Annotated in this window: 13 protein-coding genes; 8 read left to right on the top strand and 5 right to left on the bottom strand. The window is 41.8% G+C overall.

Annotation, left to right across the window (positions count from 1 at the left end; translation table 11 throughout):
* The first annotated feature begins 151 nt into the window (after positions 1–151).
* Positions 152–1012, top strand: coding sequence for a shikimate dehydrogenase (aroE, locus tag FHS24_RS05440; RefSeq protein WP_183619540.1), 861 nt, complete (start codon positions 152–154; stop codon positions 1010–1012).
* A 116-nt stretch (positions 1013–1128) separates the two neighbouring features.
* Here aroE and FHS24_RS05435 read toward each other — a convergent pair whose 3' ends face one another.
* Positions 1129–2256, bottom strand: coding sequence for an FUSC family protein (locus tag FHS24_RS05435; RefSeq protein WP_183619539.1), 1128 nt, complete (start codon positions 2254–2256; stop codon positions 1129–1131).
* 574 nt (positions 2257–2830) lie between these two features.
* Between FHS24_RS05435 and FHS24_RS05430 the strand changes: the two genes are divergently transcribed.
* Positions 2831–4651: an acyl-CoA dehydrogenase C-terminal domain-containing protein gene (locus FHS24_RS05430; protein ID WP_183619538.1), complete on the top strand. Its 1821-nt coding sequence runs from the start codon at positions 2831–2833 to the stop codon at positions 4649–4651.
* A 145-nt stretch (positions 4652–4796) separates the two neighbouring features.
* Positions 4797–5273, top strand: a complete 477-nt coding sequence (locus FHS24_RS05425; protein WP_183619536.1) for a hypothetical protein — start codon at positions 4797–4799, stop codon at positions 5271–5273.
* Between the two features lie 37 nt (positions 5274–5310).
* On the opposite strand, the gene FHS24_RS05420 is transcribed toward FHS24_RS05425, so the two are convergent.
* Both FHS24_RS05420 and ybaK read right to left on the bottom strand, forming a co-directional pair.
* The gene (locus FHS24_RS05420; RefSeq protein ID WP_183619535.1) at positions 5311–5685 is read right to left on the bottom strand and encodes a 5-carboxymethyl-2-hydroxymuconate Delta-isomerase; all 375 of its coding nucleotides are present in this window, start codon (positions 5683–5685) and stop codon (positions 5311–5313) included.
* A gap of 39 nt (positions 5686–5724) precedes the next feature.
* Positions 5725–6213 carry a Cys-tRNA(Pro) deacylase gene (gene ybaK / locus FHS24_RS05415; protein ID WP_183619534.1) on the bottom strand — a complete coding sequence of 163 codons (489 nt, stop codon included), beginning with the start codon at positions 6211–6213 and terminating at the stop codon, positions 5725–5727.
* A gap of 286 nt (positions 6214–6499) precedes the next feature.
* Between ybaK and plsB the strand changes: the two genes are divergently transcribed.
* Complete coding sequence (gene plsB, locus FHS24_RS05410) at positions 6500–9346, top strand: glycerol-3-phosphate 1-O-acyltransferase PlsB (RefSeq protein ID WP_183619528.1); 2847 nt, start codon at positions 6500–6502, stop codon at positions 9344–9346.
* 125 nt (positions 9347–9471) lie between these two features.
* Here plsB and ettA read toward each other — a convergent pair whose 3' ends face one another.
* Positions 9472–11133 carry an energy-dependent translational throttle protein EttA gene (gene ettA / locus FHS24_RS05405; RefSeq protein WP_183619519.1) on the bottom strand — a complete coding sequence of 554 codons (1662 nt, stop codon included), beginning with the start codon at positions 11131–11133 and terminating at the stop codon, positions 9472–9474.
* Positions 11134–11657: 524 nt separating this feature from the next.
* Here ettA and FHS24_RS05400 point away from each other — a divergent pair.
* Positions 11658–11948: a GNAT family N-acetyltransferase gene (locus FHS24_RS05400; RefSeq protein WP_183619517.1), complete on the top strand. Its 291-nt coding sequence runs from the start codon at positions 11658–11660 to the stop codon at positions 11946–11948.
* A gap of 329 nt (positions 11949–12277) precedes the next feature.
* Positions 12278–12571 carry a 4a-hydroxytetrahydrobiopterin dehydratase gene (locus FHS24_RS05395; RefSeq protein ID WP_183619515.1) on the top strand — a complete coding sequence of 98 codons (294 nt, stop codon included), beginning with the start codon at positions 12278–12280 and terminating at the stop codon, positions 12569–12571.
* A gap of 142 nt (positions 12572–12713) precedes the next feature.
* On the opposite strand, the gene FHS24_RS05390 is transcribed toward FHS24_RS05395, so the two are convergent.
* The gene (locus tag FHS24_RS05390; RefSeq protein WP_068407724.1) at positions 12714–12869 is read right to left on the bottom strand and encodes a DUF1328 domain-containing protein; all 156 of its coding nucleotides are present in this window, start codon (positions 12867–12869) and stop codon (positions 12714–12716) included.
* Positions 12870–13363: 494 nt separating this feature from the next.
* Here FHS24_RS05390 and FHS24_RS05385 point away from each other — a divergent pair, with 494 nt between their 5' ends.
* Together FHS24_RS05385 and FHS24_RS05380 are read left to right on the top strand one after the other, a co-directional pair.
* Positions 13364–14662 carry a saccharopine dehydrogenase family protein gene (locus FHS24_RS05385; protein ID WP_183619513.1) on the top strand — a complete coding sequence of 433 codons (1299 nt, stop codon included), beginning with the start codon at positions 13364–13366 and terminating at the stop codon, positions 14660–14662.
* A gap of 356 nt (positions 14663–15018) precedes the next feature.
* A complete protein-coding gene (locus tag FHS24_RS05380) occupies positions 15019–15861 on the top strand; it encodes a hypothetical protein (RefSeq protein WP_183619511.1) in 843 nt (280 codons plus the stop codon).
* The last annotated feature ends 352 nt before the right edge of the window (positions 15862–16213 follow it).

Below are 16213 nucleotides of genomic sequence, written 5' to 3'. Positions count from 1 at the left end.
TTAGCGATTTATTGGCGCAGCACAAGTTTGTGAAAGATAGCGTTATCCCTTATGATAATTGGGTTATCTAGTCTTTATAAATTATCGCCTGTTAATTTTGCCACTGTTTTGCCTCTTCACTACTTTACCTCTTATAGCCAGCGGACCTTTTATGACCCAACATTTTATCGTTATTGGCAATCCGATTGCCCACAGTAAATCCCCTGAAATCCATACGCAATTTGCAGCGCAGGCAGGTATCGAGATTAGCTATCAGCGTCAGTATTGTCCTGATGATGCGGCAAGTTTTACTGCGGTAATTGAAGCGTTTTTTCAAGGCGGCGGCGTCGGTGCCAATGTGACCGTACCTTTTAAACAAGTTGCTTATAATTGCTGCGTGGCTCGTGGCGGCTTATCTGAGCACGCTAAAGTCGCTGGCGCAGTCAATACATTACTGCTGAATAAGACGCTGTTAAAAAATGGCGCGTCGATAGCAGAAGCGATATATGGCGATAATACCGATGGGCAAGGATTGGTCAATCACATCACAAGCTTGGACTGGCCACTAAAGGACGCACGCGTGGCACTTATCGGAGCAGGCGGCGCGGCGCGTGGGGTAATATTGCCGTTGATTGAAGCGGGTATCAGCGATCTCACCCTTGCCAATCGTACATTGAGCAAGGCGACAAACTTGGTCAACGATCTTAGCGCGGCAAGTGAGACGATTGCTAAGCAGCAGATTAAAACCTGTACCACTGATCAGTTAAGCGGCGCGTTTGATATCATTATCAATGCCACCTCGATTGGTTTGTCAGGCGATACGCTGCCACTTAGCGACGAGCTCAGCGGTCATTATGCTTACGATATGATGTACGGACGCACGCTGCCGTTTTTGCAGCATTTTGCCGAGCGCGGTGCACAAACATCAGACGGTTACGGCATGCTTATCGGACAAGCGGCGTTAAGCTTTGAGCGTTGGACAGGACAGGCGATTGATGTGGTAAAAGTTACTGAAATTTTACAAACGCATTAATTGACAATCTTAATAGCATGGAAATTAACAAAAGCATTAAAGTGACGATTAAAAAAGCCGTATGAATCTTGCTCATACGGCTTTTCTAATTATCTACTCTTTCTAAAATACGTGAGCTATCCAAAACGCGCCAATAACCAATTTTCCATCCGGCGCATTGGCACCCGTAAATTGGTAGAATGTATCACTACTCCGCCGCTTAGACCGACTAAGCAACCAATAATGGTATCAAACAAACGCGCCAAAATGACTTCTTGATAGGCTTGTTCAGTAAAGGGTAAACCACTGCCATATTCAGCGATAAATATCGTCAGCGGAGTGATAAATATCACTGCTAAGCCATAATGACGGTCAACCAAGGTTTCGATACAGAGCATCATGCCCAATATCGCTAGCGCCACACCCCATATCGACAAACCCCATGAGAGCATCCAGCTTGCCAGTCCCACGCCTAATAAGGTGCCAAGCAAACGATGAATTTGCTTAATCCACATGGTACGCAGATGAATACCTTGAATAATCAAAAAGCAGCTAACCGCCGCCCAATACGGATTAGATAATTGTAGCGTGATAGCGATAAGTAACGCTAAGCTGACAAAACCGGCGACAATAATACTTTCAGTAATGGTATCGGGCTCATAACGATAGGTGGGTGTTGGGGTCGCCGGACGCGTTGCCAATAAAAACAGCGAATATAGCAGCGACATCACTAAGGCAAAACCACTACCGAGCATCACCAGTCCCGTGGCGGGCATGATGTCTTCTAAAGGTAGCGGTATAAATAGCGCAATCGCACCCGCCATCAGCACAAACAATCCTGCCGGCGGTGGCTGGCGATAATAACGCCCAAAAATCACAATACCAAAGGACATCAAGGTAAATATCGGCAATTTTAATATTGGGATTTGCTGCGCTATCAAACCAAGGGCAAAGCACAGCGACATGGCAAAGCCCCACGCCATTACCGTCACCAAGCGATACGGCAGCTTACCCACTAACGGGGTGTTTAGAATAACCATCGCCCCCAAAGACGCCTTGATACCGGACGGTAGGGCGTCAAAGTAAGCACCTACAAACACGGGGAAGCTAATGGCTATCGCGGCGATAATCGGCATATGCCAAGGTCGCTTACTGCGGTTGACGGTGAGTAAGTGATTGAGCTCACCGTCGATGAGACTTTTTAGGCGAGCAAATAATGCCGTTAGCCAAGATGCTCGCGTTACCTCGCGCTTTGATGCGCTCATAATTGGCTTTCCTTTATTTATCATTCATCTTATTAATTCACGTAAATCATATTCTTAAATGTTTTTGCTACTGCTTGGCTATTACTAAGACCCTACTCTGCTATTGATAATTAGACTGAGACTGCAACCACGCTATTAATAATTTACTAAGCCTACGCCGTTAAATTCATGGAATAGCTATGCATTCATTAGCTACTTAGTCACTACTATATAGTCACTACAGATAGCGGTAATATACGGTCACAGATTAAATTTCAATGGCTAACATACTCAATACTTAATTTAATAGTTATAACAAAATGTTTTGTTTTTATTATCCAATAATGAATATTAGTTATTAGTTGTATATTTGTCGCTATAGAAGATTTATACTGACATCAATGCCACAACAGCTGATTTTTATCAAGGACGCCTTAACGGTTATCTAAATGGATAAGCTGTTCTTAATAAAATTGAATGACAATATATAATCTTGTCAACCTTTACCCCAAATAATTGAACAACCGTTTACATAAGCCTTGGCTCACATTCTGAGCTGACCGTCTATGATAGCGAATAACCAAAGAGAGCGACTATGTTAACTTACAAAGCACCTTTGCGTGATATCAAGTTTTTGATAAATGATGTTTTCGACTTCCAAACGCATTATAAAGATTTGGACAATGGCGAAAACGCTGACCCTGAAACGGTTGATATGATTTTGCAAGGTATGGCTGATTTTGCCGAAAACGTCCTTGCCCCACTTTATCAACCAGCAGATGAAGAAGGCTGTCATTTTGAAAATGGTGTGGTTACAACGCCAAAAGGCTTTAAAGAAGCTTATGATCAGTTTGTTGAAGGTGGCTGGCAAGGAATCTCGTACCCTGAAGAGTACGGCGGTATGAACTTACCGATGTCAATTAACCTTATTAAAGCTGAGATGATTGGTACGGCTAACTGGCCATGGGCTATGTATCCTGGTCTATCAACGGGTTGTATCAATACTTTATTACAGTATGGTACAGACGAGCAAAAAGCGACTTACTTACCTAAATTGGTCGAAGGCACTTGGGCAGGTACCATGTGTTTGACTGAGCCTCAGTGTGGTACCGATTTAGGACAAGTTAAATCAAAAGCCATCCCGCAAGATGACGGTACTTATAAAATTAGCGGTACTAAGATTTTCATCTCAAGCGGTGAGCATGACTTAACGGACAACATCGTACATATCGTTTTAGCCCGTCTACCAAATGCACCAGAAGGCACGCGTGGCATCTCATTATTTATCGTACCAAAATTCTTGCCAACTGCTGAAGGCGAATCAGGCGAGCGTAATGGCGTAGGTTGTGGTTCTATTGAACACAAAATGGGCATCAACTCATCGTCAACTTGTGTCTTAAACTTTGATGACGCGGTTGGTTACTTAATCGGTGAGCCAAACAAAGGTCTAAAAGCCATGTTCACCTTTATGAACACGGCTCGTATCGGTACTGGTATCCAAGGTTTGGCGCACACTGAACTGTCTTTCCAAAACGCCCTACCTTATGCGAAAGACCGTCGCTCTATGCGTACCTTATCAGGCACGAAAGATCCTGAGAAAGTTGCTGATGCCATCATTCATCATGCTGACGTTCGTCGTATGCTATTGACCCAAAAAGCCTTTGCTGAAGGCGGTCGCTCGATGATTTATCACTCAGCACGCTATGCCGATAAAATGTCACAGGGCGTTGCCAACGGTGATGATGCTGAGTTTGAAAAATGGGATGATAAATTAGGCTTCTATACGCCTATCCTAAAAGGCTTCTTAACTGAGCTTGGTATTGAAGCGGCCAAACACGGTCAGCAAATCTACGGTGGTCACGGCTATATCAAAGAATGGGGTATGGAGCTTATCGCTCGTGATGCTCGTATTGCCACTATGTACGAAGGCACCACTGGCGTTCAAGCGCTTGATTTGCTAGGTCGTAAGGTTATCTTGCAGTCTAAAGGTAAAATCATTCGTGATTACACCTCAAGCATCATGAAATGGTGTGGCGAATATGCACTTGATAAAGACATGCGCAAATTTGTTTGGGCACTGACCAAACTGTGTGCTGAATGGAATACTTTGACGGTACGCTTGATGCTGATGGCACGTAAAGACCGTGAAATCATCTCAGCTGCATCAGACGATTTCCTAATGTACTCAGGCTATGTGATGATGGGTTATCACTGGGCGCGTATGGCGGCTGTCGCTTATGACAAGCTTAAAAACGGCGGTACTGAATCTCCAGAATTCTACAAAGCCAAAATCCAAACTGCTGAGTTCTATTTCGATAAACTGTTGCCACGTACTTCAGGTCACGCTGAAGCCATGGTTGCACCAAGCGAGAGCATGACTGCAATGAAGATTGAGAACTTTGCGTTCTTAGATTAAGATTATGACTAAGATTGCAAACGCATTAATTGACTGATTAATTAGTTAGTTAATAACTGATAAGAAAAGCGCCTATTATTTAGGCGCTTTTTTATGCTTAACTAAAAGTCAGAAAATAAATAATAGACTCAGTTAGGAGACGATGATGTTTGCCATTAATAACAAAACTACTTTATCAAGTACACGAGTGATAAAAACGCTATTGCTTAGTGCCACATTAATAAGCATTGGCGCAAATATTGCGTTGGCTAAAAGTAGCGATACCCCTATTCATTTTGCGAAAGGTACTATCAGTAGCACGGTAACTGGTAAATTAAAACCCAATGAGAACGAACATTGGTATCGCTTTGATGCGAGCAGTTGGCAATATGCCATTATTAATATTGCGCCACTTGCTGGTACGCCCGAGACGGCTAATGTCGGCGTATTGCATATGCCAAACGGTACGCAAGATGGCACCAAAGGCGGTATCATTTATCAAGGCTGTTTACCAGCAACTGGAGAGTATCGCTTACGTATCGCGCGCAATTTAATGGCCACTCAAGGTAAAACGGCGGGTTATAAGGTTGAGGTGATGATATTACCCAAATATGCCAGTGAATCCTTATGCGAGTATTTATAATTTTATCAAAATACTCGTAATAACTCATAAGCACTTATTAGTCCGCAAGCATCTTCTTATGATAAATCGCGCTGATTTCTTCCACCTCAACACAGATTTGTACGCCTACGCGCCCTGATTGCTCGGCATCTAATATCTCTTCTATGGCAGCCGTTAATAACTCAGCGAGCTGATGACGTATGACCTCGTCACGGCCACTCATTATTTTTAAATGCGCATAAATAAAGCCATGGGTTTGCTCATCGTCTGCAATACCCATTAAGAACGTCTCAATCGGTACGATACGGGCTTTAATATCAGTTGGCTTAGCAAAATGCCCACTGTCCCATAATACTTGGTTTAATGCTTTAAGAAATGACGCTTCATGTGCAATCGTGACATTCGGCGTTACTTGAATGGTTAAATGCGGCATAGGTAAAATCCTTAAAAAAGTAGCAAAGTCTGCTAAAAATTAATCGTCAACAATATCTGCAAAGCGTGCCGCCAGGGTGGTTGCCAATTGCTCAGGCGGCAGTTCAATCTCCAAACCTCGGCGACCGCCACTGACATAGATAGTGCTTTGCTCTTGCGCGGAAGCATCAATGAGAGTCGCTAAGCGCTTTTTTTGACCTAAAGGGCTGACACCGCCGAGCACATAGCCGGTAGTCCGTTCGACTTGCTTGGGGTCGGCCATTTGTACTTTTTTGCAGGATAGCATTTTATTAACAGATAGCGCCTTGGCCATTTTTTTGAAATTTAAGGTTTTATCCACGGGCAAAATAGCCACTGCTAGAACACCAGTATCAGTTGTGACCACCAAGGTTTTAAACACACGCTCGGCAACAATGGCCAGTTTTTCAGCGGCTTCCAAACCAAAGGATGCAGCATTACTATCGTGAGTATATTCATGTAATTTATAATCAAGGTTACGTTGTTTGGCAAGTTTGATAGCAGGAGTCATAATGTTTTAGCTTAGATAAAAAAAGGTTAGAGAATAAATTTTAAAACGATTTGAACAACAATATCTGGTTTAATCCCATCTATAGTTTATCAGATACAGTATTGCGCGAAATGGCTGATATTTCTATCTATTACTTCAAATAATTGCGCCTCTTAAAAGCCATCTTAGCTGATATATTCTCTCGTGGTATTGTTAATATTAACAGTATATACAGACACCATATATCGCTTTGATGGCTTTTATGGCATCATAAGCACAACACATTTGACTAATTTTGATACTCATTATGATACCGAAGTTCTTAAAAAAACGGATTTTTAAAGCACCAGTAACCACTGACGATGCGGCATATCCTAAAAACTTAGACGCCGATATTAGCCCAGTCGTGCCAAAACCTTATTCTAATGCACCGATTAATCAGCTGTATCGCAAACTCTCGGGGCAGATGCTTGATGTTGCTGTGAAGCCAAAGCTATTGGGCGAATTGCCTGAGTTTGATGACGACGACAACATCCTCAGATTTTATGTGCTGCAAGACTATTCGCGCTCCAACAGTATTTTGATTGACTTGCAAACACAAGAGCATAATCTGCCACCTGCCTTGGTCGGGGTACAAGATATTGCCCACGATATTAAAGAAAACGCAGCGATTATATTTTTACATCATCCGCATGCCAAAGACAGTCAGCTGTCACCTCGCCTATCGCGCTTGGTCTCTGCCATTTTGCAGTATCCAGAATTAAAGGTACGCTTGGTGCCAGTCTCCATCCTGTGGGGACGCGCGCCAGAAAAAGAAGACTCGTTATTTAAGCTTTTGACCGCCGATAACTGGCAAGACCCAAGTATCACCAAGCAGTTATTTAATATAGGCGTGATGGGACGCGATACCTTTGTCCAATTCCATCCACCGCAAGATTTGCGTACGCTTATTAATGACAGCCTTAAGGGTGATGGCGAAGAATCTTCTGTCTTTGATACAGTAGCCAGCAATTTAAAAGACAATCTTGCACAAGACGCTTTATTAAAAGAAAGTGCTTTAGAAGATAGCGAATTAACAGATAGTCCTCTAAATAAGAATGATGCAAAGAATAGCAACAGTATCACAAATGAAGTCGATGAAGCACCAAGCTATGCCATGGTAGCAGCAGCTGATGGCAATCGTGAGCTTGTGCGCTCCTTGCAGCAGCAGCTTAATATTTATTTAGACAAACAGCGCGCCAGTATGCTTGGCCCTGATTTGTCAGATAGACGCAACTTAGTAGATAAGTTGGTGTATTCGCCAGCTATCAAACATGCCATAGAGGCAGAAGCGGCGGCAACCGGTACTAGCCCTCGTGAGTCGCGACTACTCGCAAAGAGTTACGCTAATGAGATGGTCAATGATTACTCACATGCCATTATCCGCGGTTTCTATAAATTTTTAACGTGGTTATGGACGCAATTGTATGATGGTGTTGAAGTCCATCACTTCGAGCGCGTACGTGAACTTGCAGCAGATTATGAGCTGGTATATGTACCTTGTCATCGTAGTCATGTCGATTATTTATTACTGTCTTATGTCATCTATAAACGTGGCTTAAGTATTCCTTATGTCGCCGCGGGTGACAACCTAGATGTGCCAGTTTTAGGTCCAATATTACGCGGCGCAGTGGCTTTTTATATACGTCGTAGTTTCCGTGGTAATGCACTTTATACTGCTGTCTTACGTGAGTATATGCATACACTTATTACCCGCAATACCCCGATTGAATACTTCATCGAAGGCGGTCGCTCGCGGTCAGGACGCCTATTACCGCCAAAAATGGGTATGCTAGCGATGACTGTCCATAGCCAACTGCGTCACTCTGAGAAGCCAGTGGTATTTATACCGACTTATATTGGTTACGAGCGCATTATGGAAGGCGGCACCTATGTCGGTGAGCTAAAAGGTAAGCCTAAAGAGTCTGAGTCATTACTTGGGCTGCTTAAAGTCGGTCGCAAGATTGAGCGTATCTTTGGCAATGTACACCTAAGTTTTGGTACACCGCTACATTTAACCGATTTTATGACCAAATTTGATGTACCAGAAAATAGTCTACCTGCTGATCGTACCGATACCCCACTCGATGATAAAGCCAGCGCCATGGTTGATAATATCGGCGTAAAAGTCATGCAGCATATCAATAAGGCAGCGGTCATCACCCCTGTATCGCTATTGTCGTTGGTATTATTATCCGCACCAAAATCGGCGCTTGATGAAGATGTTTGCCGCGAGCAAATTGCTCTTTATCAAGGTTTGGCTCAACAGCTGCCGTATTCAAGTGATACAGTCGTCACCGACATGTCGCCGCAGCAAATTATTGATTATGGTATTAAGCTGAAGCTTATCGAGCGTAGACCGCATATCTTGGGTGACATTATTCAGATTGCAGGCAAGCAGGCGGCTTTGCTTAGTTATTTCCGTAACAATATCCTGCATGTCTTTATTTTATTATCATTCCTCGCAGCATTAGTCGCACGTAATGGTCGCATTGAACGCAGTCGTCTAAATAGCATTGCTGAACAATTATATCCGTTCCTTCAAAGTGAGCTGTTCCTATACTATCCAGCTCATGGTTTGACAGAAACGCTCAACAAAAAAGTAGATAGCCTGCTGGCGAACGGCCTAATTGTAGAATTGAGTGATGGCATGCTAAGTGTTCCTGAAGCCAATAGCAGATGCTACCAGCAGCTACAAGTGCTTGCCACACCGGTTGAACAAAGTCTTGAGCGTTACTTTATGACGCTTGCTCTACTCGCTCAGCAAGGCTCAGGCAATCTGACCGAAAACGAAGTCGTTGACCTCTGTCATCTGCTTGGACAGCGTCTATCAGTACTCTATGCCGATGATATTCCTGACTTCTTTGACCGTGCATTATTTACCAGCTTTATCAGTGCGTTGACTCGTCTTGATTATTTGCAAAAGGATGAAGAGACGGGCATCTTAACCTTTGATCAGCGCATAGACTATATTGCCCATCACGCTAAATATGTATTAAGCCCTGATATGATGCAAATTTTGCAGCAAGTTGCCAGTCTCAATGAAGAAGAGATTGCCCACGCCATTACCGAAATCAGCAATAAAAAGCAGCGTAAATTTGGTCGTAAGCGTTAATTTATAGCCATCTAAATTCAGTTGTGTAGCACAAAAAAAAGACCTCTAATCAATTAGAGGTCTTTTTTATTATCAATTTTAAATTTCTAAACAGCCAATTTCTTATCAGCTGTTAGACAACTGTCCTAAGTACTAATTTTTTTATACTTCATACGCTTAGGACTGGCGTCATCACCCATGGTCTTTTTGCGATAGGTTTCAAACTCAGAATAGTTACCATCGAACCAAACTGGGCCTTCATCTTCAAATGCCAAGATATGGGTTGCGATACGGTCAAGGAACCAGCGATCATGCGATACGACCATGACGGTACCTGGGAATACTTGAATCGCATCCTCTAGCGCACGTAAGGTTTCAATATCCAAATCGTTTGATGGCTCATCAAGTAGCAAGACGTTGGCGCCCTGCTTTAGGGTTTTCGCTAATTGTAAGCGGTTACGCTCACCACCTGATAATTGACCGACGTGCTTTTGCTGGTCTGAGCCTTTAAAGTTAAAGCGCCCAATGTATGCGCGGCTTGGGGTGGTATAGTCGCCAACCGTGATGATATCAAGACCGTCAGACACCTCTTCCCAAACAGTTTTGCTATCGTCCAAGTTGTCACGTACCTGACCAACATAGGCAACTTTGACGCTTTCACCCAAATCCACTGAACCAGTATCTGGCGTATCACGTTCGGTAATCATGTTAAATAGTGTGGTTTTACCCGCACCATTTGGACCAATAATACCAACGATAGCACCTGCTGGCACATTGAAGCTTAGATCTTTATAGAGCAAACGATCGCCAAATGATTTGGAGATATCATTGACTTCGATAACTTTATTGCCTAGACGTGGACCTGGTGGAATATAAATCTCAGAGGTCTCATTACGTTTTTGGAATTCTTGTGAGTTCAATTCTTCAAAACGCTGTACACGAGATTTAGACTTAGCTTGCTGACCTTTTTGGTTTTTACGAATCCAATCCAGCTCTTTTTTCAGGGCTTTAGCAAACGATTCTTCTTGCTTATTCTGCTGCTCTAGACGAGTGTTCTTCTGCTCGAGCCACTCAGTATAGTTGCCTTCATACGGATAGCCATGACCACGATCCAGCTCCAAAATCCACTGAGCAACATTATCCAAGAAATAACGGTCATGGGTAATGGCAACGATAGTACCGCTATAGTTCTGTAAGAACTGCTCTAACCATGCTACGGACTCGGCGTCCAAATGGTTGGTTGGTTCGTCTAGTAACAGCATATCAGGGCGTGACAATAGCAAACGGCATAGTGCCACACGGCGCTTTTCACCACCTGATAGTTTGCTAACATCGGCATCCCATGGTGGCAGACGCAAGGCATCGGCCGCTTTTTCTAGCTGGGTATTTAAGTTATGCGCATCCCACGCTTGGATGATGTCTTCCATCTTGCCCTGTTCTTCAGCAAGCTTATCAAAGTCTGCATCAGGCTCAGCATATTCAGCGTAAATGGCATCTAAACGAGCAAGCGCATCTAACGCTTCACGCATACCATCTTCGACGTTACCACGCACGTCTTTGCTATCATCAAGCTGTGGTTCCTGTGGTAAATAACCAATTTTAGTGCCAGTTTGCGCACGAGCTTCACCACTAAATTCAGTATCCACGCCCGCCATAATGCGTAGCAATGTTGATTTACCTGAACCGTTGATACCTAATACACCGATTTTGGCGCCAGGGAAAAACGACAGATTGATGTTCTTTAAAATTTCACGCTTAGGTGGAACAAGTTTTGACACGTTGTTCATCGTGTAAATATATTGAGCCATTAACACTCCGATAGACTGCATAGACGAGGTTTGCAAACCATACTCAGCAATAATGCCAAATGGACTGCGTCTCAAAAATCAGGGTTATAAATTGTCTGCCATTATCGCATTGTGGCGCATACCCTGCAAGCTAACAGGCTGTTTTACCTGTCGTTTTACAGCTTTTAACTTTTTTTGCTGCCTTTTTGCTGATAGCGGTCCATTTTATTAGCTATGTATGCCAAAGCCATGATTAAAACATCATTCATTACAAACCCTTGCAGAAATGTTTAAGGTAAAGTAAATCTATTAACATTTACCCTATCTAGTCTTACGGTTGATGACTAGAAACTTCGCTTAAAAAAGCCCACAATAAGCAGAGTAAACTATTAATGATAAGAGCTAACTTGTATAGAAAAATAGCTTTAATCATACAAATTAACAGGTGCAGGTTTAATAAGCACAGTTTAATAAGTATCATTAAATTAATAAGCGTTAAAGCAATAGCTACTAATAATTATAAATACTAATAACGGAGATCTTTTATGAGTAATAACAATAGCAAACAAGTAGATATCACCCATGACGAGCAAGCAAAGCGTTTTGAGACCTCAATCGATGGTCATACCGGTTATATCAGCTATCAAGAGCGTAATGATAAATTGGTCTACGACCATACTATTGTTCCGCAAGAATTGGGCGGTCGCGGTATCGGTTCAGCGCTAGTCAAACATGCCTTAAATTATGCACGTGATAATGATAAGAAAGTCATACCACAATGCTCATTTGTAGCTTCATATATTGATAAGCACCCTGAATATCAGGACCTGCTATAGTCCAGGTAAGTTATGAGCGTTTTTAGCACTATGTTTCTAGCGCTATGCTATATAACAATGATAGTTTTTACTATCAACCGCTATACTAGAGCTATATACTCTAAATATTGACGCCTCACAGCCCTCCTATTTTTCTGATGTTTTTCATTATTTATTTGCAGCCAAATAAATAATAAGATATCGGTAATAGGTGGGTTTTTTGTCCCAAAGTTTTTGTAGTCTACGCGCTTATCACATGAGTAAAAGCGCCTGAAACTCATCATAATCGCCACACTATTTTATCGTTAATAGTGATTTTTCCACCCACCATAATAATAAAGGATATCACCATGAGTAGTTTATCTAATCAACAAGTTGATTTGCAGTTAGAAGAACTGCCAGGCTGGCAGCGCGATGGTAATGCTATCGTAAAAACCTACCACTTTGGCGATTTTGTTGAAGCCATGAGCTTTATGAATCAAGCAGCTTTTCATGCTGAAGCATTAGAGCATCATCCTGAATGGAGTAATACCTATAATGTGGTCGAAGTTCGCCTGACTACTGGTGATACTGGCGGTATTACTAGCCACGATGTTCGTTTGGCAAAACGAATGGAGCATATCATCCAGCCTAAAACCTTTTAGCATCTAGCTCTTAACAATATCGTCAAGAGCGAACACAGCACTTGAAAGCATTTAAGTTTCGACCATAAAAAAAGTCCTCTATTGAGGACTTTTTCTTATTATGAATATGAATACTTAAAATCTAAGCAGTCACTGTTCTCTATTACATACGGCGACTAACAAATGCGACAATGAATAAGATTACAGCAATAGCTAGTAGAATGTAGGCAAAGTTTGCAGATAGGCCAGCAACACCGCCAAATCCTAGGAAACTTGCAATCAATGCGATTACAGCAAAAATAATAGCCCAACGAAACATAATATTCTCCTCAAATAATGATTTAAAAACGAGATACTAAGACCGGTTTGATAAAAATCAACAATCTCTTTATCAGTTAAATCGTCTTACCTTGATGGTCTTAATCATCCAATATTTTACTTTTTGTTTTATTACTGAACTGCTTACGAATGTAGATTAGCAATAATTGCCTCTAGAAAACGTTCATTTTGGTAATAATGTCGATAGGTTATGTAAACTTTGTAGCAAATCTTACCATTCTGCATTTTTTACTTGGCTTTTCAGGACTTATGTGCAGAGACAGTAAACGATTACGTAAACTCGCCTGTTTTTATGAGAAAATTGGCAGTAATTTTTAATGCCATACTTTTGCTGTTTTACAGGTTTTAACTTCAAGCCGATGCTTATTGAAAGTGACTTAGCAAAACTACTTACATATATTTTTTTAGAACAAGTATTTAATAATAAGCATTTAATAGACACCATTTAACAACAGCCTAATAAGGAAGATAAATATGAATACGGATACTTCAAACCCTAGCAATGCAGCAAATAATAAGCAATCAACCTTTAGCGAAAAACGCCCTTATGCGGTGGTGCTATATGGAGCAACCAGCTTTGTTGGACAGATTACAGCGCACTATCTAACAGAATTCCTATCGAATACTAAAGACAAAAATGGCGCAAATGTTACGTGGGCGATAGCCGGTCGTGATGAGGAAAAACTCAATGAGCTGCAATCTAAACTTGCTAGAAAAGTCGATATTATCATTGCCAACAGCGACGATGCAGCTAGCCTCGATAAAATGACCAAGCAAACCCAAGTTATTATCTCAACCGTCGGTCCTTACCTCAAATATGGCGAGCCTTTGATTAAATCTTGCGCAGAGAATGGTACCGATTATGTCGATCTGACGGGTGAAGCTATCTTTATCAAAGACATGATGGATAAGTATCAGGAAGTGGCAAAACAAAGCGGCGCGCGTATTGTTAATTCATGTGGTTTTGACTCTATCCCATCAGATTTGGGCGTATATTTTACCCAGCAGCAAGCAGAAAAGAAATTTGGCAGCGCTTGTGATGTTATCCAAATGCGCGTCAAAGCGGCAAAAGGTGGCTTATCTGGTGGTACCATTGCCTCGATGGCGACTATTTTTGAAGAAGTCGGCCAAGATAAATCCCGCCGTAAGCAAGTAGCAAATCCTTATTTACTGAACGATGATAAAGATGCGCCAAACGTGCGCCAAGCTAATGTCAGTAAGCCAGAATATGATGACAAGCACAAACGCTGGTTAGCACCCTTTGTTATGGCAAGCATCAATACTCGCATCGTGCATCGCAGCAACCAACTGCTGGGCTATGAATATGGTCGCGATTTCAAATATGACGAAGCGATGTGGATGAAAGATGGTCTTAAAGGTAAGTTATCAAGCTATGCATTGAGTGCAGGCTTATTAGGCTTTGCTACTGCCATGATGATTACGCCTAGCCGCGAGCTTTTATCTAAGCACGTACTGCCTAAATCAGGCTCGGGTCCTTCTAAAGAAGAGCAGGAAAATGGCTATTTTGATATTCGCCTATTTGGGCAAACAGCCGATAAAGATACCATAAATACCAAAGTTACCGGTGACAGAGATCCTGGTTATGGCAGCACCTCACGCATGTTATCTCAAGCGGCGTTGTGCTTAGCGCAAGATATCAGCAAAGAAGAAGTGGGCGGTGGTTTTTGGACACCCGCTTCAGCCATGGGCGATAGCTTAATAGAGCGTTTAGAAAAGCATTCTGGTATTAGTTTTGAAGTCGTTGAGTCCTAAAATCACCGATATATAAAATCAAAGCAATGTGATTTTTCACTAAAATAGTTATAACCGCGTCTTAGCAATAAGATGCGGTTTTTTATTGCTTATATTTTTTGGATTATTTTCTCTCATGGTCACCAATGAGATTTTTTAGTTAAATGTTAATAAATAATAACAACGTTCTTTCTTCGTAAACCATGTTGCTCATTTTCGATTTTTTAATACATTAAGCTACACATTCCTAGCTTAATGTCACAGCCATATTGCTATAACTGACGTAGGATAAAAAAGGTTATGGCATTTTTTTATTTAGAAAAATCAATTTATCGATATTAATAACGAAATTAACAATAAAATAAAAGGAAATAAAGATGAAATTGAATGTATTAACAGCCGCTGTTTTAACATCAGGTGTGGCGATGTTTGCGAGCACTGCCCATGCTGGCATGACGACCGATAATCATGGTAACGTCGGTTATGATAGCTATGATGAGTGCGTCATGGCCGTCAAAGATGGCTCCGCTAAATTTTATACCCCTTATACTTATCAAAAACCAAAAATGCGCACGGGCGAATCTTCTGTCAAAAAAATGCGCTTATCTGAGGTCATGATTCCTAAAGCAGTAGTAGATAGTAACAGCTTAGCGGCTAGTAATTATTCAGCGGGTGCCTGTGATTTAGGGGTTGGACAGTCAGACGGACGCTATGGTGTCTCGGGTGCGTTGGTTGGAAAATATGTACCTATTGCCGCTGATATGCCAGTCAACGTTTATATGGATAAAGCGGGCAATCCCGTGCGTTTAAGCATGCAGCAGTGCGACAACCACTTTGGTGCTAGATTCCCAACGCCCATCATGAGTGACGCAAAAGAGACAGAAGCGCCAGCACTCGATGCCGAAGTTGCTATTACTGAAGAGCGTAGTCTAGAGCCGGTCGTTGTAGCAACCAACCGTGTTATCCGTCCCGCTAAATACCGTGTGAAGGAAGTCATTATTGCGCCAGAAGACCAAATTAAGCGTATTAATACCGCTGACGGTACAGCAATCGCGGTTGAAGACGCTGCCAATCGTACCGTGATCGTAGGTCAAGAAGCGGATGCTGAAGTACTTGAAGAGACTGAAATCAGTCAGACCTTCCCCGTTATTCATGTACCGGATAATAATAAACAACGTATTGTTGAGCCAAATACAGATAAATACGTAATTGTTGAATAAATCATTGATAGTAAAAATTAAGCAGCTGGATATTCTTGCGATTGTTTAATGCAATATTGATATAAAAATTCAGATAGAAAAGTAGAAAGTAGAGAGGTCACGCTCCTTCTATATCTGACAATATCCACACGGAAGTTACACAAAGTCACTGATAAAAATCTATCTGTTAGACTTTTAATTTATGTACTACTGAATCGACGCTTGTTTAATTGGTATCCTCCTCTCTAGTTTTTTATAAATGCTTTAGATTGTCTTATAAAACTCTTTATCCAAATCGATCATGATAATCGCTTACCGATTATCATGATTTTATTTTTTCTATAGATTTAATGTTAGTTATATTAAATATATA

It is taken from the genome of Psychrobacter luti (assembly GCF_014192115.1).
In the GTDB taxonomy this organism is placed as follows: domain Bacteria; phylum Pseudomonadota; class Gammaproteobacteria; order Pseudomonadales; family Moraxellaceae; genus Psychrobacter; species Psychrobacter luti.
Note: the sequence above shows the minus strand (reverse complement) of the source record. Positions and strands in the feature narration are given on the sequence as shown.

Coding starts and splice junctions, on each gene's coding strand:
- aroE (WP_183619540.1), top strand. CDS start 152: ATGACCCAACATTTTATCGTTATTGGCAATCCGATTGCCCACAGTAAA.
- FHS24_RS05435 (WP_183619539.1), bottom strand. CDS start 2,256: ATGAGCGCATCAAAGCGCGAGGTAACGCGAGCATCTTGGCTAACGGCA.
- FHS24_RS05430 (WP_183619538.1), top strand. CDS start 2,831: ATGTTAACTTACAAAGCACCTTTGCGTGATATCAAGTTTTTGATAAAT.
- FHS24_RS05425 (WP_183619536.1), top strand. CDS start 4,797: ATGTTTGCCATTAATAACAAAACTACTTTATCAAGTACACGAGTGATA.
- FHS24_RS05420 (WP_183619535.1), bottom strand. CDS start 5,685: ATGCCGCATTTAACCATTCAAGTAACGCCGAATGTCACGATTGCACAT.
- ybaK (WP_183619534.1), bottom strand. CDS start 6,213: ATGACTCCTGCTATCAAACTTGCCAAACAACGTAACCTTGATTATAAA.
- plsB (WP_183619528.1), top strand. CDS start 6,500: ATGATACCGAAGTTCTTAAAAAAACGGATTTTTAAAGCACCAGTAACC.
- ettA (WP_183619519.1), bottom strand. CDS start 11,133: ATGGCTCAATATATTTACACGATGAACAACGTGTCAAAACTTGTTCCA.
- FHS24_RS05400 (WP_183619517.1), top strand. CDS start 11,658: ATGAGTAATAACAATAGCAAACAAGTAGATATCACCCATGACGAGCAA.
- FHS24_RS05395 (WP_183619515.1), top strand. CDS start 12,278: ATGAGTAGTTTATCTAATCAACAAGTTGATTTGCAGTTAGAAGAACTG.
- FHS24_RS05390 (WP_068407724.1), bottom strand. CDS start 12,869: ATGTTTCGTTGGGCTATTATTTTTGCTGTAATCGCATTGATTGCAAGT.
- FHS24_RS05385 (WP_183619513.1), top strand. CDS start 13,364: ATGAATACGGATACTTCAAACCCTAGCAATGCAGCAAATAATAAGCAA.
- FHS24_RS05380 (WP_183619511.1), top strand. CDS start 15,019: ATGAAATTGAATGTATTAACAGCCGCTGTTTTAACATCAGGTGTGGCG.